Origin of the sequence: Streptomyces sp. NPDC088387 (genome assembly GCF_044753385.1) — a bacterium.
Taxonomy (GTDB): domain Bacteria; phylum Actinomycetota; class Actinomycetes; order Streptomycetales; family Streptomycetaceae; genus Streptomyces.
Genome location: NZ_JBIVNC010000009.1, coordinates 94,887 through 121,641, shown reverse-complemented (window position 1 = coordinate 121,641; position 26,755 = coordinate 94,887). Strand labels below are relative to the sequence as shown.

27 protein-coding genes are annotated in these 26,755 nt (G+C 70.1%); 12 read left to right on the top strand and 15 right to left on the bottom strand.

Features of this window, described 5'->3' with window-relative positions; translation table 11 throughout:
• Positions 1-61: 61 nt before the first annotated feature.
• Together rph and ACIQAC_RS24190 are read right to left on the bottom strand one after the other, a co-directional pair.
• Positions 62-799 carry a ribonuclease PH gene (gene rph, locus ACIQAC_RS24195; protein WP_402194074.1) on the bottom strand — a complete coding sequence of 246 codons (738 nt, stop codon included), beginning with the start codon at positions 797-799 and terminating at the stop codon, positions 62-64.
• Positions 800-984: 185 nt separating this feature from the next.
• The gene (locus tag ACIQAC_RS24190; protein WP_402194073.1) at positions 985-1,218 is read right to left on the bottom strand and encodes a glucose PTS transporter subunit EIIB; all 234 of its coding nucleotides are present in this window, start codon (positions 1,216-1,218) and stop codon (positions 985-987) included.
• A 173-nt stretch (positions 1,219-1,391) separates the two neighbouring features.
• Between ACIQAC_RS24190 and ACIQAC_RS24185 the strand changes: the two genes are divergently transcribed.
• Positions 1,392-2,678 (top strand): PTS transporter subunit EIIC, encoded by a 1,287-nt coding sequence (locus ACIQAC_RS24185; RefSeq protein WP_402194072.1) that lies wholly within the window; start codon positions 1,392-1,394, stop codon positions 2,676-2,678.
• Positions 2,679-2,912: 234 nt separating this feature from the next.
• A complete protein-coding gene (locus tag ACIQAC_RS24180; protein ID WP_402194071.1) occupies positions 2,913-4,163 on the top strand; it encodes a PTS transporter subunit EIIC in 1,251 nt (416 codons plus the stop codon).
• Positions 4,164-4,247: 84 nt separating this feature from the next.
• On the opposite strand, the gene ACIQAC_RS24175 is transcribed toward ACIQAC_RS24180, so the two are convergent.
• Complete coding sequence (locus ACIQAC_RS24175) at positions 4,248-5,000, bottom strand: MBL fold metallo-hydrolase (protein WP_402194070.1); 753 nt, start codon at positions 4,998-5,000, stop codon at positions 4,248-4,250.
• 228 nt (positions 5,001-5,228) lie between these two features.
• On the opposite strand from ACIQAC_RS24175, the gene ACIQAC_RS24170 reads away from it, so the two are divergent.
• Complete coding sequence (locus tag ACIQAC_RS24170; protein WP_402194068.1) at positions 5,229-5,684, top strand: type II toxin-antitoxin system PemK/MazF family toxin; 456 nt, start codon at positions 5,229-5,231, stop codon at positions 5,682-5,684.
• Between the two features lie 118 nt (positions 5,685-5,802).
• On the opposite strand, the gene ACIQAC_RS24165 is transcribed toward ACIQAC_RS24170, so the two are convergent.
• From ACIQAC_RS24165 to clpS, 7 genes are all read right to left on the bottom strand, one after another.
• Positions 5,803-6,753: a PLP-dependent cysteine synthase family protein gene (locus ACIQAC_RS24165; protein WP_402194067.1), complete on the bottom strand. Its 951-nt coding sequence runs from the start codon at positions 6,751-6,753 to the stop codon at positions 5,803-5,805.
• 15 nt (positions 6,754-6,768) lie between these two features.
• A complete protein-coding gene (locus tag ACIQAC_RS24160) occupies positions 6,769-7,047 on the bottom strand; it encodes a MoaD/ThiS family protein (protein WP_402194065.1) in 279 nt (92 codons plus the stop codon).
• A 120-nt stretch (positions 7,048-7,167) separates the two neighbouring features.
• The gene (locus tag ACIQAC_RS24155) at positions 7,168-7,263 is read right to left on the bottom strand and encodes a putative leader peptide (protein WP_351911754.1); all 96 of its coding nucleotides are present in this window, start codon (positions 7,261-7,263) and stop codon (positions 7,168-7,170) included.
• A gap of 79 nt (positions 7,264-7,342) precedes the next feature.
• Entirely contained in the window at positions 7,343-7,765 is a 423-nt protein-coding gene (locus ACIQAC_RS24150; RefSeq protein ID WP_402194063.1) for a Mov34/MPN/PAD-1 family protein, read from the bottom strand.
• Positions 7,766-7,854: 89 nt separating this feature from the next.
• Entirely contained in the window at positions 7,855-9,306 is a 1,452-nt protein-coding gene (locus ACIQAC_RS24145; protein ID WP_402194062.1) for an amino acid permease, read from the bottom strand.
• Positions 9,307-9,675: 369 nt separating this feature from the next.
• Positions 9,676-10,284, bottom strand: coding sequence for a DUF2017 domain-containing protein (locus ACIQAC_RS24140; protein ID WP_402194060.1), 609 nt, complete (start codon positions 10,282-10,284; stop codon positions 9,676-9,678).
• 45 nt (positions 10,285-10,329) lie between these two features.
• Positions 10,330-10,638: an ATP-dependent Clp protease adapter ClpS gene (clpS, locus tag ACIQAC_RS24135; RefSeq protein ID WP_402194059.1), complete on the bottom strand. Its 309-nt coding sequence runs from the start codon at positions 10,636-10,638 to the stop codon at positions 10,330-10,332.
• A gap of 66 nt (positions 10,639-10,704) precedes the next feature.
• Here clpS and ACIQAC_RS24130 point away from each other — a divergent pair, with 66 nt between their 5' ends.
• The gene (locus ACIQAC_RS24130) at positions 10,705-12,042 is read left to right on the top strand and encodes a nicotinate phosphoribosyltransferase (RefSeq protein WP_402194057.1); all 1,338 of its coding nucleotides are present in this window, start codon (positions 10,705-10,707) and stop codon (positions 12,040-12,042) included.
• 116 nt (positions 12,043-12,158) lie between these two features.
• On the top strand, positions 12,159-12,743 hold the full coding sequence (locus ACIQAC_RS24125) for a nicotinamidase (RefSeq protein ID WP_402194056.1): 585 nt from the start codon (positions 12,159-12,161) through the stop codon (positions 12,741-12,743).
• A gap of 433 nt (positions 12,744-13,176) precedes the next feature.
• Here the strand turns inward: ACIQAC_RS24125 and ACIQAC_RS24120 are convergent, their stop codons facing one another.
• Together ACIQAC_RS24120 and ACIQAC_RS24115 are read right to left on the bottom strand one after the other, a co-directional pair.
• The gene (locus tag ACIQAC_RS24120) at positions 13,177-13,515 is read right to left on the bottom strand and encodes a hypothetical protein (RefSeq protein ID WP_402194055.1); all 339 of its coding nucleotides are present in this window, start codon (positions 13,513-13,515) and stop codon (positions 13,177-13,179) included.
• 121 nt (positions 13,516-13,636) lie between these two features.
• Entirely contained in the window at positions 13,637-15,988 is a 2,352-nt protein-coding gene (locus ACIQAC_RS24115) for an immune inhibitor A domain-containing protein (protein ID WP_402194054.1), read from the bottom strand.
• 461 nt (positions 15,989-16,449) lie between these two features.
• Here ACIQAC_RS24115 and ACIQAC_RS24110 point away from each other — a divergent pair, with 461 nt between their 5' ends.
• On the top strand, positions 16,450-16,752 hold the full coding sequence (locus tag ACIQAC_RS24110) for a hypothetical protein (RefSeq protein ID WP_402194052.1): 303 nt from the start codon (positions 16,450-16,452) through the stop codon (positions 16,750-16,752).
• Between the two features lie 137 nt (positions 16,753-16,889).
• On the opposite strand, the gene ACIQAC_RS24105 is transcribed toward ACIQAC_RS24110, so the two are convergent.
• Together ACIQAC_RS24105 and ACIQAC_RS24100 are read right to left on the bottom strand one after the other, a co-directional pair.
• Positions 16,890-17,705 carry an RDD family protein gene (locus ACIQAC_RS24105; RefSeq protein ID WP_402194051.1) on the bottom strand — a complete coding sequence of 272 codons (816 nt, stop codon included), beginning with the start codon at positions 17,703-17,705 and terminating at the stop codon, positions 16,890-16,892.
• Positions 17,706-17,815: 110 nt separating this feature from the next.
• On the bottom strand, positions 17,816-19,393 hold the full coding sequence (locus ACIQAC_RS24100; protein WP_402194050.1) for an RDD family protein: 1,578 nt from the start codon (positions 19,391-19,393) through the stop codon (positions 17,816-17,818).
• A gap of 331 nt (positions 19,394-19,724) precedes the next feature.
• On the opposite strand from ACIQAC_RS24100, the gene ACIQAC_RS24095 reads away from it, so the two are divergent.
• Positions 19,725-20,198, top strand: coding sequence for an SsgA family sporulation/cell division regulator (locus ACIQAC_RS24095; protein ID WP_402194049.1), 474 nt, complete (start codon positions 19,725-19,727; stop codon positions 20,196-20,198).
• Between the two features lie 23 nt (positions 20,199-20,221).
• Here ACIQAC_RS24095 and ACIQAC_RS24090 read toward each other — a convergent pair whose 3' ends face one another.
• On the bottom strand, positions 20,222-21,628 hold the full coding sequence (locus ACIQAC_RS24090) for an FAD-binding oxidoreductase (RefSeq protein ID WP_402194048.1): 1,407 nt from the start codon (positions 21,626-21,628) through the stop codon (positions 20,222-20,224).
• 91 nt (positions 21,629-21,719) lie between these two features.
• On the opposite strand from ACIQAC_RS24090, the gene ACIQAC_RS24085 reads away from it, so the two are divergent.
• The 5 genes from ACIQAC_RS24085 to ACIQAC_RS24065 all read left to right on the top strand — a co-directional run bounded on the left by ACIQAC_RS24085 (position 21,720) and on the right by ACIQAC_RS24065 (position 26,727).
• Entirely contained in the window at positions 21,720-23,138 is a 1,419-nt protein-coding gene (locus tag ACIQAC_RS24085; protein WP_402194047.1) for a tetratricopeptide repeat protein, read from the top strand.
• Positions 23,139-23,223: 85 nt separating this feature from the next.
• Entirely contained in the window at positions 23,224-23,694 is a 471-nt protein-coding gene (locus tag ACIQAC_RS24080; protein ID WP_402194045.1) for an Lrp/AsnC family transcriptional regulator, read from the top strand.
• A 69-nt stretch (positions 23,695-23,763) separates the two neighbouring features.
• Positions 23,764-24,411, top strand: coding sequence for an ABC transporter permease (locus tag ACIQAC_RS24075; RefSeq protein WP_402194044.1), 648 nt, complete (start codon positions 23,764-23,766; stop codon positions 24,409-24,411).
• Between the two features lie 250 nt (positions 24,412-24,661).
• Complete coding sequence (locus ACIQAC_RS24070; protein WP_402194468.1) at positions 24,662-25,870, top strand: betaine/proline/choline family ABC transporter ATP-binding protein; 1,209 nt, start codon at positions 24,662-24,664, stop codon at positions 25,868-25,870.
• The gene (locus ACIQAC_RS24065; RefSeq protein WP_402194042.1) at positions 25,867-26,727 is read left to right on the top strand and encodes an ABC transporter permease; all 861 of its coding nucleotides are present in this window, start codon (positions 25,867-25,869) and stop codon (positions 26,725-26,727) included. The genes ACIQAC_RS24070 and ACIQAC_RS24065 overlap by 4 nt, the downstream gene beginning before the upstream one ends.
• Positions 26,728-26,755: the final 28 nt, after the last annotated feature.

Here is a 26,755-nt window from a genome sequence, read left to right as displayed (position 1 = left end):
CTAGGGACGCGGCGGCAGGCACCCCGGTTGCCCGGAGCGGCCTGCCGATTTGGCGTGCCCTTTACTTTTCCAGGACCGTATCAAGTGCCTTGCGCTGAAGGGCAGCCAGTTCGTCGCATCCGGCCACGGCGAGGTCGAGGAGGGCGTTGAGTTCGTCGCGTGCGAAGGGTTCGGCCTCGGCGGTGCCCTGTACCTCGACGAAGCGTCCGTCGCCGGTGCAGACGACGTTCATGTCGGTCTCGGCGCGGACGTCCTCCTCGTAGCAGAGGTCCAGCAGCGGGATGCCGCCCACGATGCCGACGGAGACCGCGGAGACGGTGCCGGTGAGGGGCTGGCGGCCGGCCTTGACGAGCTTCCTGCCCTGGGCCCAGGTGATGGCGTCGGCGAGTGCGACGTAGGCGCCGGTGATGGCGGCGGTGCGGGTGCCGCCGTCGGCCTGGAGGACGTCGCAGTCCAGGACGATGGTGTTCTCGCCGAGTGCCTTGTAGTCGATGACCGCGCGCAGGGAGCGGCCGATGAGGCGGGAGATCTCGTGGGTGCGGCCGCCGATCTTGCCCTTGACGGATTCGCGGTCGCCGCGGGTGTTGGTGGCGCGCGGCAGCATGGAGTACTCGGCGGTGACCCAGCCTTCGCCGCTGCCCTTGCGCCAGCGCGGGACGCCTTCGGTGACGGAGGCGGTGCAGAAGACCTTGGTGTCGCCGAAGGAGACGAGGACGGAGCCCTCGGCGTGCTTGCTCCAGCCGCGTTCGATGGTGACCGGGCGGAGCTGTTCGGAGGTGCGTCCGTCGATTCGTGACATGGGGTCGAGCCTAGTCCCCCGTCAGGAAGGGGCCGGAGACGGTGTGCCTCCGGCCCTTTGTGGGTGGCGGCGAGTCCGAAGGAGGGGATGTCGTGCCAGGCGGCGGTCCTGGTGGGCGTCACCCCGCATGACTTCGCCCCGTCGGGCGGCTGCTCGGCGGGGCGGAGGAGACGTCTGTCAGCGACTCACATCATGTCTTCGATGTCGGCCGCGAGCGGGTCCGCGTCGGTGCCGACGACGACCTGCACGGCGGTGCCCATCTTCACCACACCGTGGGCGCCGGCGCCCTTGAGCGCGGCGTCGTCGACCAGGGCGGCGTCGGCCACCTCGACCCGCAGGCGCGTGATGCAGCCCTCGATCTCTTCGATGTTGTCGATCCCGCCGAGCCCGGCGACGATCTTCTCAGCCTTGGTGGCCATCTTCGTTCTCCCTGATCTGAACCGCTTTGTCGCAGTAACCCACAGTTGGCCCAACTTCGCGAGCGGTCATGCCGTCCGTACCGAATGATGGCGTCACGACAGCGGAACCGTCCTCAACTGGTCTACACCAGCTGGCCGACGGTCGCCAAACCCGGCCCTCCAGGAGGAGTCCGATGAGTGCCGAGAGCGCCGCCGGCCCCGTACGCAACCCGTGGAACAACGTGTTCCAGGGCCTTCAGAAGATGGGCCGCAGCCTCCAACTGCCCATCGCCGTGCTCCCCGCGGCGGGCATCCTGAACCGCCTCGGCCAGCCCGACGTGTTCGGTGACGACGGGCTGGGCTGGACCAACGTCTCGAAGGTGATGGCGGGTGCGGGCGGCGCGCTGCTCGACTCGGCGCTGGGTCTGCCGCTGCTGTTCTGCATCGGTGTGGCCATCGGTATGGCGCGGAAGGCGGACGGTTCGACGGCACTGGCGGCGGTGGCGGGGTTCCTCGTCTACTTCACGGTGCTGCGGCAGTTCCCGGAGGACTGTCCGTCCGGGGCACAGGTGGTCGTGGCGGGCTGCCAGGCCAACGACGGCACGGTGAGCGTCTTCACGTACCAGAACCCGGGGGTCTTCGGCGGCATCATCATGGGGCTGCTGTCGGCGTTCTTCTGGGCCCGTTTCCACCGTACGAAGCTGGTGGACTGGCTGGGCTTCTTCAACGGCCGGCGTCTGGTGCCGATCATCATGGCGTTCGTGGCGATCGCGTTCGCGGCGCTGTGTCTGTGGGTGTGGCCGCCGATCGGCAACGGGCTGGAGAACTTCAGCGACTGGATGAGCGACCTGGGTGCGTGGGGCGCGGGTGTGTTCGGTATCGCGAACCGGGCGTTGCTGGTGATCGGGCTGCACCAGTTCCTGAACGTGCCCATCTGGTTCCAGTTCGGCACGTACGTGAAGCCGGACGGCACGGTGGTGCACGGTGACATCAACATGTTCCTGGCGGGCGACCCGAACGCGGGGCAGTTCACGACCGGCTTCTTCCCGATCATGATGTTCGCCCTGCCGGCCGCGGCGCTGGCCATCGCGCACACCGCGAAGCCGGGCCGCCGCAAGGAGGTCGGCGGCATGATGCTGTCGGTGGCGCTGACGTCGTTCGTGACGGGTATCACCGAGCCGATCGAGTACTCGTTCCTGTTCATCGCGCCGGTGTTGTACGCGGTGCACGCGGTGCTGACGGGTGTGTCGATGGCGGTGACGTGGGGGCTCGGTGCGAAGGACGGCTTCAGCTTCTCCGCCGGGCTGATCGACTACATCATCAACTGGAACCTGGCGACGAAACCGTGGCTGATCATTCCGATCGGTCTGGTCTTCGCGGTGGTGTACTACGCCATCTTCCGTTTCGCCATTACGAAGTTCGACCTCAAGACGCCGGGGCGGGAGCCGGAGGACGAGGTGGAGGACGTGACGAAGGGTTAGCCCGGCAGCCCGCCCGCCGCTTTCACAGTCACCCCAAGTACCCTTCCGCAGGGCCCTCGGATCCCCTTTCCCGAGGGCCCTCAGCCATGCTCCGGAAGGTTCCGCTTTCCCTGTTGGCCGGGTACGCGCAGTAGCCGTGCGACAGCGAATTTCGCGGGTTCCTTATGCGTCCTTCATCTGCTAGAACAGGTCTACACCACTGAGTGGTGTAGACCACCACCCGATGGAGGACGTATGAGCACCGCCACCGATACGGCGGCCCCCGCGAAGAAGCGGGGATCCGGTCTGTTCCAGGGCCTACAGAAGGTCGGCCGCAGCCTTCAGTTGCCGATCGCCGTACTGCCCGCGGCCGGACTGATGGTCCGTCTCGGCCAGCCGGACGTCTTCGGCAAGGACGGCCTCGGCTGGGACAGGGTCGCCGCGGTGTTCGACAACGCCGGCGGCGCCATCACCGGTGCGCTGCCCATGCTCTTCTGTATAGGCGTGGCCATCGGCTTCGCGAAGAAGTCGGACGGCTCCACCGCGCTCGCCGCCCTCGTCGGTTTCCTGGTCTACAGCAAGGTGCTGGAGGCCTTCCCCGTCACCGAGGCCAAGGTCCAGAACGGCGCGGACATCGCCGCGACCTACAACAACCCGGGTGTGCTCGGCGGCATCATCATGGGTCTGCTGTCGGCGGTGCTCTGGCAGCGGTACCACCGCAAGAAGCTGGTGGACTGGCTGGGCTTCTTCAACGGCCGGCGTCTGGTCCCGATCATCATGGCCTTCGTCGGTGTCGCGGTCGGCGTCTTCTTCGGGCTGGTCTGGGAGCCGATCGGCGAGGGCATCAGCAACTTCGGTGAGTGGATGACCGGCCTCGGCTCGTTCGGCGCGGCCCTGTTCGGCGCCATCAACCGCGCGCTCATCCCGATCGGCATGCACCAGTTCGTGAACACGGTGGCGTGGTTCCAGCTCGGCGACTTCACCAACGCCGCCGGCGAGGTCGTCCACGGCGACTACAGCCGCTTCCTGGCGGGTGACCCGGACGCCGGTATGTTCATGTCGGGCTTCTTCCCGATCATGATGTTCGGTCTGCCGGCCGCCGCGATCGCCATCGCGCACACCGCCCGCCCCGAGCGCCGCAAGGCCGTGATGGGCATGATGATCTCGCTGGCCCTGACCTCCTTCGTGACCGGTGTGACCGAGCCGATCGAGTTCTCGTTCATGTTCATCGCACCCCTCCTGTACGTGATCCACGCGGTACTGACCGCGCTGTCCATGGCGATCACCTGGGGACTGGGCGTCCATGCGGGCTTCAACTTCTCCGCGGGCTTCATCGACTACGCGCTCAACTGGAACCTGGCGACCAAGCCATGGCTGATCATCCCCATCGGCCTGGTCTTCGCGGCGATCTACTACACCGTCTTCCGGTACGCGATCGTCAGGTTCAACCTCCCCACCCCGGGCCGTGAGCCCGAGGAGGAGGTCGAGGACCTCACCAAGGCGTGAGTCCCGTACGGACATGAGGAGGCCCCGGCATCAGGACGATGCCGGGGCCTTCGCGCGACCGGGCCTATGAGATCTCGGGGTGGATCAGATCTCGTACGACGTTCTTGGTGCCGCCAGTTCGACCGGGCCGTCGTACGCCGCCCGGGCGTCGGCCAGGTTGAGCTGGGGGTCGGTCCACGGCGGGATGTGGGTGAGCACCAGCCGGCGGGCCGCGGCACGCGCCGCCGTCTCCCCCGCCTCACGGCCGTTGAGATGCAGGTCCGGGATGCTCTCCTTGCCGTGCGTGAACGCGGCCTCGCACAGGAACAGGTCGGCGTCGCGGGCGAGTTCGTCCAGCGCCGGGGTGGTTCCCGTGTCGCCGGAGTACGTCAGGACCCGGCCGGCGTGCTCGACGCGGATGCCGTAGGCCTCCACGGGGTGGGCCACGCGGTCGGTGTGCACGGTGAACGGGCCGATCTCGAAGGTGCCCGGCTTGACCGTGTGGAAATCGAAGACCTCGCTCATGGAGGAGGCGCTCGGGGTGTCGGCGTAGGCGGTGGTCAGCCGGTGTTCCGTGCCCTCGGGTCCGTAGACCGGGATCGGATCACAACGGCCGCCGTCGTGCCGGTAGTAGCGCGCCACGAAGTACGCGCACATGTCGATGCAGTGGTCGGCGTGCAGATGGCTCAGGAAGATCGCGTCGAGGTCGTAGAGACCGCAGTGGCGCTGCAACTCGCCAAGGGCACCGTTGCCCATGTCGAGAAGCAGCCGGTAGCCGTCGGCCTCGACGAGGTAGCTCGAGCAGGCCGATTCCGCGGACGGGAACGACCCCGAGCAGCCGACGACGGTGAGCTTCATGAAACAGAAACCTCCGCTGGCGGGAATGGAAAAAACGGGGGTCGTGCGGTTCGTCGAGCGTAAGGCGCAAAACGTCCTGTCGCTCCTCCGCCAAGGGCTGTTGTGGGCGAACTCACCTGTGCTGTCACCGGTTCGGCTGGACCCGGGGCGCCTGGGGCGCATGAGGCGGGGCGTACTGATAACGCGAGGGGGGCGCGGGGTGCATCGCGCGCCGGTACCGTCATCTGTATGGACACGTCATGGTGGCTGGCGGTCGCGGCGGTGGTGCTGCTCGCGCTGGTCGCCGCGCTCGTCGACGGCTGGGGCCGGGGACGCAGGCCGAGCGGGCGCTCATCACGCCCGCCGGGTCGCCCCGGCGCACGGAGCACGCGGACACGGCCGCGCCCCGCGGAGATCTGGTGGGCGAACGTTCCCTACGAGGACGGCCCCGGCGCCAAGGACCGGCCCTGCCTGGTGCTGGCGGTGCACGGGCGCCGGGTGACGGTCGCGAAGATCACCACGAAGTACCACGAGGAACGCTCCGGCGTGATCCCGCTGCCCCCGGGCGCGGTCGGCGACGCCCAGGGCCGCCCCAGCTACCTGGAGACGGACGAACTCCGCCAGGTCCCGGTGGCCGACTTCCGCAGGCGGGTGGGGGTGGTGGACCCAACCCTCTGGGACCAGATCCGCCACCTGGCAACGTGATCGGGGGCTGGAAGACCGCCGAGGGAGGGGCGCGGGGCTGTACTGGATCCGCGGCTCCGCCGCGTGGGCGCGACCAGCCACAACGGACCCGCAGCCGAAAACGCGCCCCCTGGGCGGGCTAGGCCCAGAGCTGCCCCTGCAAGGTGGCGATGGCCTCTTCATCGGTGGCCGCGGTGTAGACGCCGGTCGACAGGTACTTCCACCCACCGTCGGCCACGACAAAAACGATGTCGGCGTCGACGCCGGCCTTCACCGCCTTCGTGCCCACCCCGATCGCGGCATGCAGCGCCGCCCCCGTGGACACCCCGGCGAAGATCCCCTCCAGCCGCAGCAGCTCCCGCGTACGCGTCACCGCGTCGGCGGACCCGACGGAGAACCGCGTGGTCAGCACCGACGCGTCGTACAGCTCCGGCACAAACCCCTCGTCGAGGTTCCGCAGACCGTAGACCAGGTCGTCGTAGCGCGGCTCGGCGGCGACGATCTGGACGTCCGGCTTGTTCTCGCGCAGGAAGCGGCCGACGCCCATGAGGGTGCCGGTGGTGCCGAGGCCGGCCACGAAATGGCTGATGGAGGGCAGGTCGGCGAGGATCTCCGGCCCGGTGCCGGCGTAGTGCGCGCCCGCGTTGTCCGGGTTGCCGTACTGGTAGAGCATCACCCAGTCCGGGTGCTCGGCGGAGAGCTCCTTGGCGACGCGTACGGCGGTGTTGGAGCCGCCCGCGGCCGGTGAGGGGATGATCTCGGCGCCCCACATGGCGAGCAGCTCGCGGCGCTCCTGCGAGGTGTTCTCGGGCATCACGCAGACCATCTTGTAGCCCTTGAGCCTGGCGGCCATGGCGAGGGAGATGCCGGTGTTGCCGGAGGTGGGTTCGAGGATGGTGCAGCCCGGGGTGAGCCGGCCGTCCTTCTCCGCCTGCTCGATCATGAACAGGGCGGGGCGGTCCTTGATGGAGCCGGTGGGGTTGCGGTCCTCCAGCTTGGCCCAGATCCGGACCTCGGGGGACGGCGAGAGCCGCGGCAGGCGCACCAGAGGGGTGTTGCCCACCGCGGCCAGCGGGGAGTCGTAGCGCATCGAGGGCCCGGAGCCTCAGGCCATGCCGCCGGCCACGGCCGGCAGGATCGTCACGTTGTCGCCGTCGGTGAGTTTGGTGTTGATGCCGTCGAGGAAGCGGACGTCCTCGTCGTTGAGGTAGACGTTGACGAAGCGGCGCAGCTGCTCACCGTCCACGATGCGGGCCTGGATGCCCGTGTGGCGGCTTTCGAGGTCGGTGAAGAGGTCGGCGAGGGTCTCACCGCTGCCTTCCACCGCCTTCTGACCGTCGGTGTACGTGCGGAGGATGGTGGGGATGCGGACCTCGATGGCCATGGGTGCGGCTCCTGTCGGGAGAAGTCTGGTCGGTGGGCGCGCGGCAGCGCAGGTGCAACGGCGATGTGGTGCGTCGTGAAAGCGCCGCGGCTCACGGCCGTACGGCAGCAGGGAGGTGCGTCAACAGATGGCGCTGGCAAGCCTGCACAAATCGACGTGCAGCCGCGCCACGAGCAGTGTGCCCGGCGTCTTCTCGCTCACGTCGTTCAGAACCATGGGCTCATCGTATCGATTCCCGGTCCGGGTACTGGAATGTGATCTCGCATAGTGGATGAATTCTGCCCGAATACCGGGATCAGTGGCTTTCCACGACCGTGACCTCCTCCTCCGTGACCTCACCCTCCACGATCCGGAACGAGCGGAACTGGAACGGGCCCGCACTGTCGGTGTCGGCGGTGGAGACGAGGACGTAGTGGGCGCCGGGTTCGTTGGCGTAGGAGATGTCGGTGCGCGAGGGGTAGGCCTCGGTGGCCGTGTGGGAGTGGTAGATGATCACCGGCTCCTCGTCGCGGTCGTCGAGCTCGCGGTAGAGCTTGAGCAGATCACCGGAGTCGAACTCGTAGAAGGTGGGCGAGCGGGCGGCGTTGAGCATCGGGATGAAGCGCTCCGGGCGGCCCGAGCCCTCCGGGCCGGCGACGACTCCGCACGCCTCGTCGGGGTGGTCCTCGCGCGCGTGGGCGACGATCTGGTCGTAGAGGGCCTGGGTGATGGTCAGCATGTTCGTCAGGATAAGCAAACGGGCCGTTCCGTACCGAGGGTTGGTACGGAACGGCCCACATGCTGAACAGCGGGGTGGTGTGCGACGGGTCAGCCGACCTTGCCGAACTCCTCCGTGCGGCGCTCGGCGACCTGCGGGTTGCGGACCTTGAGGATCATCCAGCCGATGTAGAGGGCGGCGGCCCAGCCGGCCATCACGTACAGACAGACGCGGGCGTCGGCGTCGTACGCGATCAGGCAGGTGACGAAGAGCAGGAAGACGATGGCGATGTACGAGCACACCGCGCCGCCCGGGGCCGGGAAGGAGGAGGCGCGCAGCCGGCCCGACTCCACACCCCGGCGGTACATGACGTGGCTGATCAGGATCATCAGCCAGGTCCAGATGCCGGCGGCGGTGGCGACGGAGGTGACGTAGCCGAAGGCCTTCTCCGGGACGATGTAGTTGAGGATCACGCCGATGCCCATGAAGAACATGGAGACGGTGATGCCGATCGCCGGGGTCTTGGTCGAGGACAGCTTGTTGAAGATGCGCGGGGCTTCACCGTTGTCGGCGAGGGTGCGCAGCATGCGGCCGGTGGAGTACATGCCGGAGTTGCAGGACGACAGGGCGGCCGTGAGCACCACGAAGTTGACGATGCCTGCACCGGCCGGGATGCCGATCTGGGCGAAGGCCTCCACGAAGGGGCTCACGCCCTCCGAGAACTCGGTCCACTTGACCACGCACAGGATGACGGTGAGGGCACCGACGTAGAAGAGCGCGATCCGCCAGGGCAGGGTGTTGATGGCCTTGGGGAGGGTCTTCTCGGGGTTCTCGGACTCACCGGCGGTGACGCCGACGAGTTCGACGGCGAGGTAGGCGAACATCACGCCCTGGAGGGTCATCAGCGAGGAGCCGACGCCCTTGGGGAAGAAGCCGTCGAAGGCCCAGAGGTTGGAGACGGCGGCGGTGTCGCCGGCCGAGGAGAAGCCGAAGGTGAGCACACCGAGGCCGATCACGATCATGCCCATGAGGGCGGTGACCTTGACCATCGAGAACCAGAACTCGATCTCGCCGAACAGCTTCACCGAGATCAGGTTGGCCGCGAAGAGCACCAGCAGGAAGACCAGCGCGGTGACCCACTGCGGGACGGACGGCCACCAGTAGTTGACGTAGATCGCGGCGGCGGTGAGTTCCGCCATGCCGGTGACGACCCACATCAGCCAGTACGTCCAGCCGGTGAAGTAGCCGAAGAAGGGGCCGAGGAACTCCCGCGAGTACTCGGCGAAGGAGCCCGAGACCGGGCGGTAGAGCAGGAGCTCGCCGAGCGCCCGCATGATGAAGAAGATGATCACGCCGGCGAGGGCGTACATCAGGATCAGGCTGGGTCCGGCCTTGGCGATGTTCGCCCCGGCGCCCAGGAAGAGGCCGACGCCGATGGCGCCGCCGATCGCGATCATCTGGACCTGACGGCTGCCGAGCCCGCGCTCGTACCCCTCCTCGGGGGCGTCGCCGCCCACGGCCTCGTTGCCGTCGCCCTGCTTGCCGACCTGCACTGAGGTCATGTGTGGTGAGCCTTTCTCCAGCCGATCCGAGCCAGTCCCTTTGGCTTCGGACCGGTTTCCGATCCCCCCGGACAGGTGGAGCTGTGCCTGGTCGGCGGTCCGCCGGCTCGTGGCGCACCCGGCGGGACATGGGTGGTGTCCGCCGGGCGGTCGTGAAGATTTATCACGCCCGCAACACTGATCACCTGGCCGACATGTGACGCACCGCACAGGAAGAACCGGACAAAGGAGAATCGGGCGCGGCAAAAACGGCCGCCGCGGTAACGCGATCGTTATCCGGATTTGAGCGTCCGCTGAGCGAACGCGAGAGGTGACCCGAGGGGTGGTCCGGGGGGTGGTCCGGGGGGCGATCCGGGGGGAGCGGGCCGGTCAGCCCATGAGGGTCGTGACCAGGGTCTCCTGGAGGCCGCCGAGCCACAGGTAGGCCATGACCATCGGCTTGCGGGGGTCCTCGTTCGGGAGCCGGTACAGCAGGTCGCTGTCGTCCTCGTCGGTGATCTCCAGGCGGGAGCCGATGGCGAGCCGCAGGTCGTTGAGGGAGCCCAGCCAGCGCCGGGACTCGTCGGGCGCCAGCTTCAGCACCGCGCCGCCGTCACCGGACCCGGCGGCCAGCTCGTCCAGGGTGCGGATCACCGCGAGGGCGTTCTCGCGCTTGCCGGCCCGCAGGTCGTTCTCCGTGTAGCGGCGGAACTCGGAGGAGTACGCCCGCCGTTCCTCGGCCTCCTCGGCGGAGGCGGCCGCGTGCTCCGGGTCGCCGTAGGCGTCGGGGAAGAGCCGCTTGAGCACCGGGTCGGCGGGCGGCTCGCTCGGGCCGTCGTTGAACAGCTCCGCGAGCGGGTCGTCGGGGGCGTCCTCGGCGGGCCCCGGACCGATCAGTTCCAGCAGCTGGACGGCCAGCGACCGGATGATGGAGATCTCGACCTCGTCGAGGGCGACGGCCGCGCCGCCGCCGGGGAGCGGTTCGAAGGTTCCTGGCATGGCGGGGATCGCTACTTCCGGGGTCCTGGCATGGCGGGGTGACCGTTACTTCCGGTCCTGCTGGAGGGTGGCCCACAAGCCGTATCCGTGCATCGCCTGCACGTCGCGCTCCATCTCCTCGCGGGAACCGCTGGAGACGACGGCACGGCCTTTGCGGTGGACGTCGAGCATGAGCTTGGTGGCCTTGTCCTTGGTGTAGCCGAAGTACGTCTGGAAGACGTACGTCACATAGCTCATGAGGTTGACCGGGTCGTTGTGGACGATGGTGACCCAGGGGACGTCCGGCTCGGGTACGGCAGAGACCTCCTCCGCCGACTCGGTGCGTTCGATCTCGATGGGAGCGGCTGACGTCACACCCCCATGCTGCCATGCGCGCCACAAATCGTCACACTGACGAAATGGGGTGCTAGCATCGTTGCCATGAACACAGCGGACCTTGGGCTGCCGGTGGATGTTCCCTCGACGGCGCTCTTCACTGACCAGTACGAGCTGACGATGCTCCAGGCCGCCCTCAAGGCGGGCACCGCGGAACGGCGCAGTGTCTTCGAGGTCTTCACCCGGCGGCTGCCGGACGGGCGCAGGTACGGCGTGGTCGCGGGCACCGGCCGGGTGCTCGACGCCGTCGAGAACTTCCGGTTCGACGCGGACGTCCTGGGCTTCCTGCGGGAGAACGCGATCGTCGACGAGGCCACCCTGGAGTGGCTCGCCGACTACCGATTCCGCGGCGACATCTGGGGCTATCCCGAGGGCGAGGTGTACTTCCCCGGCTCGCCGATCATGCGCGTCGAGGGCTCCTTCGCCGAGTGTGTGCTGCTGGAGACCGTGATCCTCTCCATCCTCAACCACGACTCGGCGATCGCCGCCGCGGCCTCCCGGATGTCCTCGGCCGCCGGCGACCGCCCGCTGATCGAGATGGGTGCCCGCCGCACCCACGAGCTGGCCGCGGTCGCCTCCGCCCGCGCCGCCTACGTCGGCGGCTTCTCCTCCACCTCCGACCTCGCGGCCGGTTTCCGCTACGGCATCCCGACCGTCGGGACCAGCGCCCACGCCTTCACCCTGCTGCACGACAGCGAGCGCGACGCCTTCCGGGCCCAGGTGAACTCCATGGGCCGCGGCACCACCCTGCTGGTCGACACCTACGACGTGGCCACCGCGGTCCGTACGGCCGTGGAGGTCGCCGGGCCCGAGCTGGGCGCGGTGCGGATCGACTCCGGCGACCTGCTGCTCGTCGCCCACCGGGTACGGCAGCAGCTGGACGAGCTGGGCGCGACCGGCACGCGGATCATCGTCACGTCCGACCTGGACGAGTACGCGATCGCCTCCCTGGCGGCGGCGCCGGTGGACGCGTACGGCGTGGGTACGCAGCTGGTGACCGGGTCCGGGCATCCGACCTGCTCGATGGTGTACAAGCTGGTCGCCCGCGCGGAGTCCGCGTCCGCCACGGCCCCGCTCGTGCCGGTGGCCAAGAAGGCGAGCGGCGGGAAGACGTCCATCGGGGGGCGCAAGTGGGCGGCCCGGCGGGTGGACGAGTACGGGGTCGCCGAGGCGGAGGTCGTCGGCGTCGGCGCGGTGCCCGCGGAGCTGGTGGACCGGCAGCTGCTGGTCGAGCTGGTCAAGGGTGGCGCGGTGGTGGCCCGGGAGTCCCTGGACGTCGTACGGGACCGGCATGTTGCCGTGCGGGGGAATCTGCCGCTGTCCGCCACGCAGCTGTCCCGGGGGGAGCCGGTGCTTTCCACGGAGTACGTGCAGGTGGGCTGAGGGGTCTCGCCGGGGCGGGGCGGGGGCGCACGGCGCCGGGCGGCCAATTGCACCCTCCCGCATCCGGGCCGGACTCTCTAGGCTCGTAAGTTCAGGTTCTTGAGTGAGGACACGACATGCGCCGCGCCTTGATCGTCGTAGACGTCCAGAACGACTTCTGTGAGGGGGGCAGCCTCGCGGTGGCCGGCGGCGCGGATGTGGCCGCCGCCATCACCGAGCTGATCGGGCAGGCCCCTGCCGGGTACCGCCATGTCGTGGCGACCCGTGATCACCACATCGCGCCCGGTGGGCACTTCGCGGACAATCCGGACTTCGTGCACTCCTGGCCGGCGCACTGTGTCGCGGGCACGGAGGGGGTCGGGTTCCACCCGAACTTCGCGCCGGCCGTCGCTTCGGGGGCGGTCGACGCCGTGTTCGACAAGGGGGCGTACTCGGCCGCGTACAGCGGTTTCGAGGGGGCCGACGAGAACGGGACCGCGCTGGCGGAGTGGTTGCGGGCTCGGGAGATCGACGAGGTCGATGTGGTGGGGATCGCTACGGATCACTGCGTGCGGGCGACTGCGTTGGATGCGGTGCGGGAGGGTTTCCGGACGCAGGTTCTGCTGGACCTGACGGCCGGCGTCTCCGAGGCCACCACGGCGCGGGCCCTGGAGGAACTCCGCGAGGCGGGGGTAGAACTCTCCGGCAAGCCGGTCGTCTGAACGCACACCCACTTCCCGGCGGGGGCCTGTCGCGCAGTTCCCCGCGCCCCTGGGTCGGACTCCGGCCGCGGGCCCGGTGGGGGCTGATCGCGCAGTTCCCCGCGCCCCTGAGTGGGTCACCTCTAGGTCGGCGACCAGCTGACCCACAGAAGGGGCGCGGGGAACTGCGCGACAAGCCACGACGCACCCGCAGCCCGAGTCCGCCCCAGGGGCGCGGGGAACTGCGCGACCGGCTACGACGGGCCGCGGCCGGCATCCCACGCAAGGGGCGCGGGGAACTGCGCGACAAGCCACGACGCACCGGCAGCCCGAGTCCGCCCCAGGGGCGCGGGGAACTGCGCGATCGGCTGCGACGGGCCCGCGGCCGGCGTCCCACGCAAGGGGCCGCGGGGAACTGCGCGACGAGCCCCCACCGGGCCGCGGGTGGAGATGTTTATGCCGGTCTTCGGATCAGGGCTCTGATGGGGTGCCAGAGTTCTGAGACTGTCAGGAGGCCTTCCGGGGCCGTGCGCCATATCAGGCCGTCGGGATGGTGCAGCACCGCCGTGATCTCGTCCGGCGAGGGCGGCGCCGCGTTCCCACGCAGGTAGACCGCCCGGAGGCCGAGGTTCCGCAGCCGGGTCAGGGCCCGGGCCCGGTTCTGGGCGTGCACCAGCACCCGGACGCCCCCGGCCGGGGCCCCGCCGAAGGGTCCGTACGGCGCGGGGCTGGGCAGATTCAGCGCCACCACCACCGTGCCGTTCGGCAGCTTGCAGAAGCCTCCTGCGGCCATGCGGTCATACCCCCGTGATCATCGGTGTCAATAAGAGAGCCACAGGACGCACCTAAACACGACCGGCGGCAACCCGCCAAGGGGTTGCCGCCGATACGCTTCTGACCTGGGAAAATACCGCTTACCTCACCGCACGGCCCACTTCGAGCTCGATCGTGGAGCCGTCCTTGGCCTCCTTGAGGAGCTTGATCTTGGTGTTGGTGTCAGTGATCTTGACACCGGCGGTGGGGTTGGACGCGTCGTAGTAGGTGTTGGTCCGGTCGTTGAAGACCGAGACACCCTTCGACGACGGGATCTTCTTCGCCTTGTCGGCGTTGTGCAGCGTCATGCCGTCGGTGCGGGACAGGCTGAACGGCGAGTCGTAGGCCTGGATGCGGTTGCGCATCAGCGTGCCGTCGGACCACTTCAGCTGCGCCGGGTGCGAGTCCACCGGCAGGACCAGGCCGACACCGGGGTGCTGGCTGGTGTTGTTGTCCGCCTGGGAGGTGTCCCACTTCCAGATCAACAGGCCGTTCTGGTACGCGTAGTGCTCGACCCAGTCCGGACGGGTCGTGGAGAAGCCGAAGTTGTACGGGCCGGTCTTCAACGTCTTGTCGTACGACACGTACTGGCGGTTCTCGGCGATGTAGTACTGCGCGTAGTCGTCGGTGTACGACCCGCCGATACGGGAGAAGCCCTTGGCGTTCCAGGCGGCGTCCGCGCTCTCGGCGTTGTCCGTGAACAGCGCGGTGCCGTCGGCGACGACCGAGATCCGGTCGGCGGCGAAGCCCTTCTGCGCGACCCCGCCGTCGGTGGCGTAGCGGAAGCGCAGGTCGAACTTCTGGCCGGCGTAGGCGTCGAGCGAGTACGACAGCTTCTTGTAGCCGTCGACCGTGCCGGTCAGGGCCGGCTTGTCGCTGCCGTCGCGCGGGATCGGCTGACCGTCCACGGTGCCGTCGAGGGCCGTCCAGTTGGCGCCGCCGTCGGTGGAGACCTCGGTGTAGAGGTAGTCGAAGTCGGTCTCGATGTCGTACCAGCCGTCGAGGGTGAGGTCGGCGGCGGACTTGCCGGTCAGGTCGACCGAGCGGGTCAGCGTGTTGCGCAGGTCGTCACCGCTGCCGCTCCACCACTGGGTGGCACCCTCGGCCGGGGGCACGACCTCGGTGGTGACCTCCTTGTTGGGGAGGGTCACGACGAGCGCCTGCTTGTACTTGGTGTTGTACTCGGCGACGCCCAGCTTGTGCCAGGACTTCGTCCCGGCCTTCGCGGTGTCGTAGTTGAGCCAGCCCAGCTGGAGCTTGTCCCAGGCGGTCATGTCGCCGGGCATGTCACCGATGGCGTTCTTGCCCTCGCCGAGCCAGGAACCCGAGGACATCAGGGTCCAGAAGCCGGTGGAGTTCTCGCCGCCCGCGGTGTCGTAGTGGTCCGGCAGACCGAGGTCGTGGCCGTACTCGTGGGCGAAGACGCCCAGTCCGCCGTTCTCCGGCTGGATGGTGTAGTCGCCGACCCAGATGCCGGTGGAGCCGATCTGGGTGCCGCCGAGCTTGTTGCCGTCGGGGCCGGTGGCGCCGGCGTCGGTGCCGAACGCGTACCAGCGGTGCGCCCAGATGGCGTCCTCGCCCTGCGCGCCGCCGCCGGCGGACTCGTCCTCACCGGCGTGCACGATCTGGAAGTGGTCGATGTAACCGTCGGGCTCGTTGAAGTCGCCGTCGCCGTCGAAGTCGTAGCGGTCCCACTGGTCGTACTCGGAGAGCTTCGCCTTGATCTCGGCGTCCGTCTTGCCGGCCGCCTTCTGGCCGGCGGCCCACGCGGTGACGCCGTCCTGCACCGCGTACCAGGCGCAGTTGTCGGGCACGCAGTTGTTGGAGCCGTAGCGGGCCTCGTTGTAGGGGACCTTGACCCAGTCGGCGACCTCGCCCGCCACCGAGTAGCGGCCCGAGGACTGCTTCTCGTAGTAGGTCTTCATCGAGGCGGCGCCCTCGCCGAAGTACAGGTCCTGGTAGTGGTCGCGGTTGTAGTCCGCCTGCCACTCGGTGCTGTTGTCCTTCGCCCGGTCGGGCTTGGCTATCTGGTTGTGCAGCGGGCCGGGCGTGCCGCCGTAGCGGCTGTCGACCTGGTCGCCGAACTCGACGAGGATCGTGAAGATCTTGTCGGTCTTCTCGCGGCCGAGCTCGACGTACTTGCTGTCGCCCTTCTTGCTCGCCAGCTTCACGACGTTCGAGCCGTCGCGCTTGGTCACCTCGGCCTCGCCGGAGATGACCTGGTTGAGGGCCTCTTCGCGCTGGGCGGCCTGCGTGTCGGTGAGCGGGCCCTTGAGGTCGTGGGGCTCCTCGTTGGCGCGGGCCGACGACGGGTCCTGCCGGTCGACGGCGGGTGCGCCGGCGCCTGCGGCGGAGTCGGCCTGGGCCACGGTGAACGTCGAGAACGTGGCGGTGGCCGCGGCGAACGCGACGGCGGTGGCCGCCGTTCTGAACGTCCAGGGTCTTCTGGGCACTTGAGATCCTCCCCAGCGTCCGGGCGCGCGGTAGGGGGATCCGGGCATGGAGGAGCCCGCGCGCTCCTGAGCGACGCGTGTAGTCAAGTGACGACATTCGACTAGAGGTTGGCCAGAAAAGACAGACCTTGACTTGAGCAGGTCAAGTGCACTATGCGGTGTGTTCACCTCGCTGAGCGAACGCGCCGGACCTGTCCGACACCGCCCACACCCGCCCACACCCGCCCGTACCTGCACCTCCGCGGGACCACTTCTGCCCAACGGGCGCGCGGGACTGTCCACTTGATGGACGCCATGAATCGGTGCGCCCCCTGTGCACCGGCACTGTTGGTCAGGTCACGCTTACTGTTCGTTCCGCTCGGGCATGCACGCCATTAGAGTCGGCTGGCGGAACGCCCGGAAGTCGGCGGAAAGCCAGGCCGACAACCTAGTCTCACCCCACTTCCGAGGACACGATTGCCATGCCTCGTCCGACTGCCGCACAGCTCGCCTACGGCTCGTGCACCGTGATCCTGTCGACGCTCGCCATGCTGCTTCTGTCACAGACGAGTTCGGCCGTGGGAATCGCGGTCGTCGCTGTCACGGCGCTGGCCCTCGGGCTGCTCGTCGCCCTCACGGCCCCGATGAAGAAGACCCCCCGGCGGATCCCCTCCACCACCGTGGCGCAGCACGCGCCGCCGGCGCCCCAGCAGGTGCCGGTCCAGGTGTCGGTGTCGGTGTCCGCAGGTATGCGCGAGCCGGTTCGGGAGCGCACGCGCTCCTGAGCACACCGGTTCCTACTCGTGCACGTCGACGGCGGGTCCGCTTGAGCGGGCCCGCCGTCGTGGTGTGTCAACGCCTGCCGGTCAGTCGTGGTGTGTCAACGCCTGCCGGTCAGTCGTGGTCGGTGACCCTCCGCCGGTCAGCCGGCGCTGACCACCACCGTCTTGGCCGCCTTGTCGTGCAGCCCCTGCTTGTACGGCTTGTCGAAGAAGCTCCAGCCGCCGCAGATCGCCGTCCAGATGCAGGCGCAGCAGAAGGCGAACGGAATCCACAGCACCGCCGCGCGCAGCAACGCGGTCTGCACGGACGGCGTGGCGCCGTTGTCCAGGTTGGCGACCCGCATCCGCAGCCACTTCATGCCGAGCGTCTGACCGGTCCTGGAGATCATGAAGGTGTCGTACGCGATGTAGAGCACGGCCGCGATGGCGGACTGCGCGATCGACCGGCCGACCTGCACGTCGTCGCCGTCGACCTGGTACTCGTCGACGTTGAATCCCCAGGTCAGCAGCCAGACCACAATGCCGACCATGATCATGTCGATGATCCGGGCGAGGGTGCGGCGACCGCTGTCGGCGAGCGGGGGCATACCGGCGAGGGGGTCGGCCGGGTAGCCACCGGGGCCGCCCGGACCGCCAGGACCTCCCGGGCCGCCGGGGCCGCCGTACGGGGGCCGGCCGCCGCCGTACGGGTCGCCGGGTCCGCCGTAGGGAGGCTGACCGCCCGGGGGTGGGCCGCCGGGGGGCTGGCCGCCGCCGTACGGGGGCTGGCCTCCGCCGGGTGGTGGTGGCGGGCCCTGCGGGGGCGGGCCCTGCGGGGGCGGGCCTTGTGGGGGCGGGGTGCCGTCGCCCTGGGGTGCGTCGTACGGTGAGCCCGCCCCTTGCCCGGGAGGGGGCTGCTTCCTGAACGGGTCGTCCTCCGGCGGTTCGCCGGAACCGGGGGGCGGTTGGGTACTCATGGCCCGAGTGGACCGCGAACCCCTCGCCGCCGCATCCGGCAAGGGGCCGTCCGGAGTACCGAATCACGTGGTGCGGCGGCCGTACCGGGCCGTCCCGCACCCGAGGTACGTCAGCCGGCGACGAACGTACGCGCCGCCTTGTCGTGCCAGCACTGGTGCCACGGCTTGTCGAACAGGCACCACACGACCCCGACCAGACCGAAGCAGAGCAGGCCCGGCACGCTGAACACGACCCAGCGGCGCAGCGCCGACCCGAACGACGGCGCGTCGTGCAGCTCGATGTCCCGCACCTCCAGGCCGAGCAGCCGCTTGCCCAGCGTGCGCCCCCACTTGGCGGTGGGCAGCGCCTCGTAGAGGACACCGAAGAGCAGCAGGACGGCGACGATGATGCCCAGGTACATCCCGGTCGTGCCGTCGAGCAGCCATACCGTGACGGTCTCGCCGGAGAGCTTGGCCTCGTCGATCTTCCCGTTGACGTGGTCCATCGCCCTGGTGCCGAGCGGTACGGCGGCCACCGCCGTGACCGCCAGGATCGCGAGGGTGTCGATCAGCCGCGCGGCGAACCGCTTGCCGAGACTCGCGGGACGGGCCTCCGCCTGGCGCCGGAGCATCGCGTGGAACGGGTCGTCGGCCGGCGGGCGCCACGGCGTCACCGGCTCGTCGCCGGACGCGCCGGCCAGCCGGTGCACCTGCTGCGCCCACGAGGACTGACCCCCGCCGACGCCTCCGGCGAGCGGGGCGGCGGGCTGCTGGGGCACGGACTGGTTCGGGACCGACTGCTGCTGGGGCACGGCGGGCGCCTGGGCCTGCGCGGTCCCGGCCTGGGCCGCGGCGGGGGCCGCCCCGGGCTGGACGGGACCCTGCTGAGCGGGGCCCTGCTGACCGAGCCCCGGCGTCATGGGCCCAGCCGGGCCCGGCTGTCCGGTGGCGGCGCGGTCCGCGGCCGTCTGCCCCGCGCGGAACCCCGGGCCGGACGGGCCGCCCGGCGACGGGTTCTGCGCCGCGGGCTGCCGGGTCGGATCCGGCGCCCCCGTGCCCCCGGGGCGCTGTCCGCCGGGCCGGGAGAGCGCGCGGAAGGTCATCGTGCCGTCGTCCGCGGGACCCCCGGCGGAGTCGGCCGTGGCCGCCGGTCCGGGTGTGGGGCGGCGGAAGACGAAGGTGTTGCCCGAGGGCGGTACGTCGGTGTCGCCGTCGGCGGGCGGGATCGTCGCGATGCCGTCCGTACGGGACGACTGGCCGTCCGGCTGGACCGGGGGGCCGCCGTCACCGGGGTCGGAGGTGTGCGCGAGCCGTGGGTCGGCGCTCTGCCCCAGGCTCTGTCCGATGCTCTCCGGGGAGCCCCAGGAGACCCGGCGGTCCTGGTCGCCGCCGAAGCCGGACTGCCGGTTGCGGTCGGCGCCCCAGGCGGTGGCCGGTTCGGGCCGGCTGCCGTACTGCTCGCCGGCCGCCGGCGCGGGATCGCCCGCGCCCGGGTCCTCGTCGAAGAAGTGCGGGCCGGTCTCCTCGACCGGGCCGGCGGGGCCCCCGGACGGGGGGCTGAGCGGTTCGCCGGCGGCCGGGGCGGGGCGGCTGGTGCCGGGCACCCAGGACGCGCCGTTCCAGTAGCGGACGTAGCCGGGGATGGAGGGGTCCGGGTAGTACCCCTCACGGGGCCTGTCGTCGCCTGGTGCCGGGGTTGGGGCGCTCATGTCCGTCGTCCCGTATCTGCTCGCGGGTGGTTATGGGGGGCTCCACATCTATCAGACCGGGGGCGCGGTCATGCCGGGTCCTGCCGGACGGGGCACATCTGAGCACGGATGTGCTACGCGCTTGGCGTTGGCGGGGGGTTGTTTTTCGGGTGCGGCGGCGTGGGGGCTGAGCGCGCAGTTCCCCGCGCCCCTGGCTGGGTTGCTCTGCCGTGCGTCCCTCTGCACCCGGAAAAATCTTGGCCGAGTCGCGTAATGGTTGGTGGGGTGGTCTCTCTTCACTGCTGCGGGCCCGCTTCGGAGGTCCGTGTGGACAAGTGAGGGAGAGTTCGTCATGCATACCGTTGTGGAGCGGGAGTTGGAGCTGCGGCTTGTTCTGTCGCCCGAGCGGAGCATTCCGGTGCCTGCCCGGCTGAGCTATCGGACCGATGATCCGTACGCCGTCCACATCTCCTTCCACATCAACTCCGAGAACCCGGTGAACTGGACGTTCGCCAGGGAGTTGCTGGTGGAGGGAGTGTTCCGGCCGTGCGGGCACGGGGACGTGCGGGTGTGGCCGACCAAGGTCGAGGGGCGGTCCGTGGTGCTGGTCGCGCTGAGTTCGCCGGACGGCGACGCGCTTCTGGAGGCCCCGACGGCGCAGGTATCGGCGTGGCTGGAGCGGACGCTGCGGGCGGTCCCTCCGGGCTCTGAGGCCGAGCAGCTCGGGATCGACGACGGCCTCGCCGAGCTGCTGGCCCCGACTCCGGCCGACGATCTGTGGCTGCGCGACCCGTGGCCGTCGGACGAGTCGCAGGACGGTGAGTGAGTGCCGGGCACTGACAGGTGAGTTCAGAACAGCTTGCCCGGATTGAGGATGCCGAGGGGGTCGAAGACCTGCTTGACCGCCCGCTGCATCTCCAGGCCGACCGGGCCGATCTCGCGCGCCAGCCAGTCCTTCTTGAGTACGCCGACGCCGTGCTCGCCGGTGATCGTGCCGCCGAGTTCCAGGCCGAGGCCCATGATCTCGTCGAAGGACTCGCGGGCGCGGCGGGACTCGTCGGGGTCCTGCGCGTCGAAGCAGACCGTGGGGTGGGTGTTGCCGTCCCCCGCGTGCGCGCAGACCCCGATGGTCAGCCGGTACTTCTCGGCGACGCGCTCAATGCCTTCCAGCATGTCGCCGAGCCGGGACCGGGGTACACACACGTCGTCGATCATCGTGGTGCCCTTGACGGCCTCCAGCGCGGTGAGCGCCAACCGGCGCGCCTGGAGGAGGAGTTCGGACTCGGCGGCGTCGTCGGCCGGGACGACCCGGGTGGCGCCGGCGTGCTCGCAGAGCGCGCCGAGGGCCGCGAGGTCGGCGGCCGGGTCCGGGGTGTCGAAGGCGGCGAGGAGCAGGGCCTCGGTGGTCTCGGGGAGGCCCATGTGGGCCAGGTCGTTGACGGCTTTGACGGTCGTACGGTCCATCAGTTCGAGGAGGGAGGGGACGTGGCCGCCCTCCATGATCCGGCAGACGGCGTCGCAGGCCTCGGCGGCGGAGTTGAACTCGGCGGCCAGCACGAGTTGCCGGGGCGGCTGCGGGCGCAGCGCGAGGACGGCCTTGACGACGATGCCGAGGGAGCCCTCGGAGCCGACGAAGAGCCGGGTGAGGTCGTAACCGGCGACGCCCTTCGCGGTGCGGCGGCCGGTGGACATCAGCCGGCCGTCGGCGAGGACGACGTCGAGGCCGAGGACGTACTCGGCGGTCACTCCGTACTTCACGCAGCACAGGCCGCCGGAGGCGGTGCCGATGTTGCCGCCGATCGTGCACATCTCCCAACTGGAGGGGTCCGGCGGGTAGTAGAGGCCGTGTTCGCCGACCGCGCGGGAGAGGGTGGCGTTGATGACGCCGGGTTCGACGACGGCGACGCGGTCGACCGGGCTGATCTCCAGGATGCGGTCCATCTTGACCAGGGACAGCACGATGCAGCCGTCGGAGGCGTTCGCGGCGCCGGACAGGCCGGTGCGGGCGCCCTGCGGGACCACCGGGACCCGCAGTTCGGTGGCGGTGCGCATCACGTGCTGGACCTGTTCGACCGTCCTCGGCAGGACCACCACGGCCGGCGTGCCGGCCGGGCAGAAGCTCGCCATGTCGTTGGCGTAGGAGGCGGTGACGTCGGGATCGGTCAGGACGGCCTCGGCCGGCAGGCCCGCCAGCAGCCGGTCGGTGAGGTTGCCCTGGACCTCGTCGGGTGCGGCTTCGATACGGCTCATGATCACAGCGTGGCACCCGGGGCCATCGGTGTGAACCCCCGTGGGCGCACCCTGGGCCGACGTGTCGCGAACGTGCCGCTGTCGCAGAGTGAGCGGCATGAAGATCCAGGCGAGCGCGTTTCCGGCCCCACGGAGGCGCCGGTTCCGGATGGTCGGTGCGGTGCTGGCCGTCGCTCTCGCAGGGTGTCTGGTGGCCGGCGGACTCTGGGCGCTGCGGTCCTCGCCGGTGCCGAAGGGGCCGCCGCCGGCGCCGGGTCCGGCGGCGCAGGCGCGGTCGGCGGTCACGGCGGGGGTGCCGGCCGCGCTGCCGGATCTGGCGGTGCTGATCGACGAGCGCGAGACCCGGGTGCGGACGCATCCGCGGGACGCCGCGTCGTGGGCGGTGCTGGGGACGGCGTATGTCGAGCAGGGGCGGCGGCTGGCCGACGCGGCGTTCTATCCGACGGCGGAGAAGGCGCTGCGTACGTCGCTGCGGGTACGTCCGCGCGGGAACGCGCCCGCTCTTGAGGGGCTCGCGGCGCTGTCCAACGCGCGGCGGGACTTCCGGTCGGGGCGGAAGTGGGCGCAGGCCGCGCTGAAGCTGGAACCGCGCCGCTGGACGACGTATCCGCTGCTCATCGACGCCTGTACCGGGCTCGGTGACCACAAGGGGGCCAAGCGGAGTCTCGACCGGCTCGACGAGCTGCACTCGGGGCCGGCCGTGCGGGCGCGGGCCGCGGGTGTGTACCGGGATCTGGGCTGGCGCGAAGACGCGGCGGCGGCGCTGTCCGACGCGGCGGCCGCGGCCGAGCAGCCGGCCGAGCGGGCGGCCTGGCTGGAGCGCGGCGGCCAGCTGGCGTGGGAGCGGGGCGACCGGGAGGCGGCGCTGCGGCACTTCTCGGAGGCCGTGCGCACCGATCCGGACCAGCGGGCCGCGCAGGCGGGCCAGGCGCGGGCGCTCGCCGCGCTGGGCCGTACGTCGGAGGCGCTGAGCACCTACCGGGTGGCGCTGGCGAAGCAGCCGGCGCCGGAGTACGCGCTGGAACTGGGCGAGTTGTACGAGTCGCTGGGTCTGGGGCAGGCGGCGCGTGTGCAGTACGACCTGCTGCGGACGCAGGTGCGCAACGCCGCCGCCGGCGGGGCGGACGAGGAGCTGGTGCTGGCACGGATGGAGACCGACCACGGGAACGCGGTGGAGGCGGTGCGGCTGCTGCGGGCGCAGTGGAGCCGGCAGCCGTCGATCGCCGTGGCGGACGCGCTGGCCTGGGCGCTGCACGCCGCCGGGCAGGACAAGGAGGCGCTGAAGCTGGCGGTGCGGGCCACGGAACCGCTGCACGGGGGTGGGGTGCGCAGCGCGCTGTACGCGTATCACCGGGGGATGATCGAGCGGTCGCTGGAGCGGTACGGGGCCGCGCGGCGTCATCTGCGGGAGGCGTTGCAGATCAATCCGTACTTCTCGCCGCTGCACGTGCCGCTCGCGCGGGCCGCGCTGGCACGGCTGGGTGAACCGCCGACCTCCGCGCAACGTGTGCAGTAGCCTGCGTCCGTGCTGGGCATAATGCCCGCCGGGAGGTCGTAGGAGTGGGCCTTCTGTACAGGGCGCGGAGGCGGGCGGGGTGGCCATGACGATCGACCAGCTGGACGGGCGGATCATCGTGCTGCTGGCCCGTGAGCCGCGGATCGGGGTACTGGAGATGTCCCGGCGGCTCGGGGTGGCGCGCGGCACCGTGCAGGCCCGTCTCGACCGGCTTCAGTCGAATGGAGTCATCCGGGGATTCGGCCCCCAGGTCGATCCGGCGGCCCTCGGCTACCCGGTGACGGCGTTCGCCACCCTTCAGATCCGGCAGGGGCAAGGGCCGGACGTGCGGGCGCACTTGTCGACCGTGCCGGAGGTCCTCGAACTGCACACCACCACCGGCACCGGCGACATGCTGTGCCGGCTGGTCGCCCGTTCGAACGCCGATCTCCAGCGGGTGATCGACCGGGTTGTCGGTTTTGATGGCATTGTCCGGGCCTCCACGGCGATCGTCATGGAGAACCCCGTTCCGCTGCGGATCATCCCGCTGGTGGAACAGGCGGCGCTCCAGGAGTGAGCCGCGCGCGGCGAGCCGCGGGGCCGGACGTGCGAGGACATGGGCGGGCCGGCCGACCGGGGTGAGCGCGTGAACTTCTGGGAGTACCTGGGCAGTCGCCACCAGCAGCTGCTCACCGACGCTTACCAGCACGCCAGCGCCGTGTTCCAGTGCATGGTGGTGGCGACCCTGATCGGCGTGGTGATCGGGGTGGTCACCTACCGCTCGGACTGGGCGGGCAACCTCGCCACGACCGCCACGTCCACCATCCTGACCATTCCGTCGCTGGCCATGATCGGTCTGCTCATCCCGATCGTCGGTCTTGGTGTGCCGCCGACGGTGATCGCCCTGACGCTGTACGGGCTGCTGCCGATCGTGCGGAACTCGATCGTCGGTCTGCGCGGCGTCGACCCGACCCTGGTGGACGCGGCCAAGGGCATCGGGATGTCCCGGGTGATGCGGCTGGTCCGGATCGAGCTGCCGCTCGCCTGGCCGCCGATCCTGACCGGCATCCGGGTGTCGACGCAGATGCTGATGGGCATCGCGGCGGTCGCCGCGTACGCCTCCGGCCCGGGGCTCGGCAACCTCATCTTCCGCGGTATCGCCTCCCTGGGCAGCAAGAACGCGCTCAACCAGGTGCTCGCGGGCACGCTCGGGATCATCATCCTCGCCTTGTTGTTCGACGCCGTGTACGTCCTGATCGGGCGGCTGACCATCTCCAGGGGGATCCGTGTCTGACGCGTCCAGGCCATCGCCGTCCGAAGGGTCCGAGCCGCGGGGACGGGCGGCCGAGCCGCGGGGGCAGGCGGACCAGCCGCGGGGGCAGGCGGACCAGCCGCGGGGGCAGGCGGACCAGTCGCAGGGGCGGGCGGACCAGTCGCAGGGGCGGGCGGCGGCTCCGGGGCAGGAGCAGCGGCGACGGCAGGAGGAGGCGCAGGAGCACGAGTCGGCGGTCAGGGGCTCCGGTGGGAGCACCACCGGCGCCACGATCGAGCTGGAGAACCTCACCAAGCGGTACGCGGGCAGCGCCCAGCCCGCCGTCGACAACGTCAACATGGAGATCAAGGCGGGCGAGACGGTCATCCTCGTCGGTCCGTCCGGCTGCGGTAAGTCGACCACGCTCAAGATGATCAACAGGTTGATCGAGCCGTCCGGCGGCCGCATCCGGATCAACGGTGAGGACGTCACCGACATGGATCCGGTCAAGCTGCGCCGCAAGGTCGGCTACGCGATCCAGTCGTCGGGTCTCTTCCCGCACATGACGGTCGCGCAGAACATCGCGCTCGTACCGAAGATGATCGGCTGGTCGAAGGCGCGGATCCGGGACCGGGTCGAGGAGATGCTCGATCTGGTCGGGCTCGACGCGGGCGAGTTCCACGGCCGCTATCCGCGCCAGCTGTCGGGCGGGCAGCAGCAGCGCGTCGGGGTGGCGCGGGCGCTCGCGGCGGATCCGCCGGTGCTGCTGATGGACGAGCCGTTCGGCGCGGTCGACCCGATCACCCGGGACCATCTCCAGGACGAACTGATCCGGCTCCAGCGCGAGTTGCACAAGACGATCGTGTTCGTCACCCACGACTTCGACGAGGCGATCAAGATCGGCGACCGGATCGCGGTCCTGCGCGAGCGCTCACACATCGCGCAGTTCGACACACCGGAGGCGATCCTGACGAACCCGGCGGACGACTTCGTCTCGGGTTTCGTGGGCGCCGGCGCGGCCCTGAAGCGGCTGAACCTGTCCCGCGTAAGGGATGTGGAGATCACCGACTACCCGACGGTGACCGTCGACGACCCGCTCCAGGACATCTTCAACATGCTGCGTTCCAGCGGCACCAACGAGATCCTGCTGCTCGACAGGCGCGGGCGGCCCTACAAGTGGCTGCGGCGCGGGGACCTGATGCGGGCCAAGGGGTCGCTCGCACGGGCGGGGACGCTGGTGCACGACACGGTGACCCGGGACGCGACCCTGCGGGACGCGCTGGAGGCGGTGCTCACCGACAACGCGGGGCGGGTCGCGGTCACCGGGCGGCGCGGCGAGTACACCGGCGTCGTCGACATGGAGGTCCTGATGAACTCCGTGCAGGAGCTGCTGGAGGCGGACCGGCTGGAGGCCATGGAGCACCGGCACGAACTGGCGGAGGCGCGCGCCCAGCACACGCACGCCGAACAGGAGGGCGTCGCCGGGGAGGAGGACGCGTGACCACCTCCTCGGACCAGAGCCGGCCGCCGGGCGAGCACGACGTCAAGGGCCACCCCTTCCGCGACGAGGGGGAGGTCGCGGGCGACCAGGAGCCGCCGCCCCCGCCGACTCCGGTGACGCGCAGGATCACCTGGCAGAAGCTGACGTTCCTGCCGGCGTTCCTGGTGGCGGTGCTGCTGGCGACCTGGCTCTGGTTCGCCCAGGCCGACCTGGACACCATCTCCGAGAACGCGCTGTCGGGCGGCCAGGTGTCCGAGGCGCTGTGGCAGCACGTCGAACTGACCGTGATCTCCACGTTCTTCGTGCTGATCATCGCGATCCCGCTGGGCATCCTGCTGACCCGCAAGGCGTTCCGCAGGGCCACACCGGTGGCGATGGCGTTCGCCAACATGGGCCAGGCGACCCCCGCGATCGGTCTGCTCGCGCTGCTGGTGATCTGGCTGGGCATCGGCCGCAGGGCCGCCCTGATCGGCATCATCGTCTACGCGGTGCTGCCGGTCCTCTCCAACACGATCGCCGGCCTGAAGGCGAACGACCCGGACCTCCTCGAAGCGGCCCGCGGTATCGGCATGTCGGCGATGGGAGTGCTCTCCCGGGTGGAACTGCCCCTCGCGGTCCCGCTGATCCTGGCGGGTGTACGGACGGCCCTGGTCCTCAATGTCGGTACGGCGACCCTGGCGACGTTCGGCGGCGGTGGCGGGCTCGGCTCGCTGATCACCACCGGGATCACCACCCAGCGGATGCCGGTACTGGTCCTCGGCTCGGTCCTCACCGTGGCCCTCGCCCTGCTCGTCGACTGGCTGGCCTCACTCGCGGAACTGATGCTGCGGCCACGAGGGCTGGAGGTGGGGACATGAGGGCGGGAAGTGGGGACATGAGGGCGGG

What these genes read in the sequence shown, in the direction of transcription:
- ACIQAC_RS24145 (WP_402194062.1), bottom strand. Translation starts at nt 9,306, where the DNA reads ATGACCTCAGTGCAGGTCGGCAAGCAGGGCGACGGCAACGAGGCCGTG.
- ACIQAC_RS24110 (WP_402194052.1), top strand. Translation starts at nt 16,450, where the DNA reads ATGCCTCGTCCGACTGCCGCACAGCTCGCCTACGGCTCGTGCACCGTG.
- ACIQAC_RS24140 (WP_402194060.1), bottom strand. Translation starts at nt 10,284, where the DNA reads ATGCCAGGAACCTTCGAACCGCTCCCCGGCGGCGGCGCGGCCGTCGCC.
- ACIQAC_RS24190 (WP_402194073.1), bottom strand. Translation starts at nt 1,218, where the DNA reads ATGGCCACCAAGGCTGAGAAGATCGTCGCCGGGCTCGGCGGGATCGAC.
- ACIQAC_RS24130 (WP_402194057.1), top strand. Translation starts at nt 10,705, where the DNA reads ATGAACACAGCGGACCTTGGGCTGCCGGTGGATGTTCCCTCGACGGCG.
- ACIQAC_RS24180 (WP_402194071.1), top strand. Translation starts at nt 2,913, where the DNA reads ATGAGCACCGCCACCGATACGGCGGCCCCCGCGAAGAAGCGGGGATCC.
- ACIQAC_RS24095 (WP_402194049.1), top strand. Translation starts at nt 19,725, where the DNA reads ATGCATACCGTTGTGGAGCGGGAGTTGGAGCTGCGGCTTGTTCTGTCG.
- ACIQAC_RS24155 (WP_351911754.1), bottom strand. Translation starts at nt 7,263, where the DNA reads ATGGTTCTGAACGACGTGAGCGAGAAGACGCCGGGCACACTGCTCGTG.
- rph (WP_402194074.1), bottom strand. Translation starts at nt 799, where the DNA reads ATGTCACGAATCGACGGACGCACCTCCGAACAGCTCCGCCCGGTCACC.
- ACIQAC_RS24170 (WP_402194068.1), top strand. Translation starts at nt 5,229, where the DNA reads ATGGACACGTCATGGTGGCTGGCGGTCGCGGCGGTGGTGCTGCTCGCG.
- ACIQAC_RS24080 (WP_402194045.1), top strand. Translation starts at nt 23,224, where the DNA reads ATGACGATCGACCAGCTGGACGGGCGGATCATCGTGCTGCTGGCCCGT.
- ACIQAC_RS24150 (WP_402194063.1), bottom strand. Translation starts at nt 7,765, where the DNA reads ATGCTGACCATCACCCAGGCCCTCTACGACCAGATCGTCGCCCACGCG.
- ACIQAC_RS24100 (WP_402194050.1), bottom strand. Translation starts at nt 19,393, where the DNA reads ATGAGCGCCCCAACCCCGGCACCAGGCGACGACAGGCCCCGTGAGGGG.
- ACIQAC_RS24105 (WP_402194051.1), bottom strand. Translation starts at nt 17,705, where the DNA reads ATGAGTACCCAACCGCCCCCCGGTTCCGGCGAACCGCCGGAGGACGAC.
- ACIQAC_RS24165 (WP_402194067.1), bottom strand. Translation starts at nt 6,753, where the DNA reads ATGCGCTACGACTCCCCGCTGGCCGCGGTGGGCAACACCCCTCTGGTG.
- ACIQAC_RS24185 (WP_402194072.1), top strand. Translation starts at nt 1,392, where the DNA reads ATGAGTGCCGAGAGCGCCGCCGGCCCCGTACGCAACCCGTGGAACAAC.
- ACIQAC_RS24085 (WP_402194047.1), top strand. Translation starts at nt 21,720, where the DNA reads ATGAAGATCCAGGCGAGCGCGTTTCCGGCCCCACGGAGGCGCCGGTTC.
- ACIQAC_RS24160 (WP_402194065.1), bottom strand. Translation starts at nt 7,047, where the DNA reads ATGGCCATCGAGGTCCGCATCCCCACCATCCTCCGCACGTACACCGAC.
- ACIQAC_RS24175 (WP_402194070.1), bottom strand. Translation starts at nt 5,000, where the DNA reads ATGAAGCTCACCGTCGTCGGCTGCTCGGGGTCGTTCCCGTCCGCGGAA.
- ACIQAC_RS24120 (WP_402194055.1), bottom strand. Translation starts at nt 13,515, where the DNA reads ATGGCCGCAGGAGGCTTCTGCAAGCTGCCGAACGGCACGGTGGTGGTG.
- ACIQAC_RS24125 (WP_402194056.1), top strand. Translation starts at nt 12,159, where the DNA reads ATGCGCCGCGCCTTGATCGTCGTAGACGTCCAGAACGACTTCTGTGAG.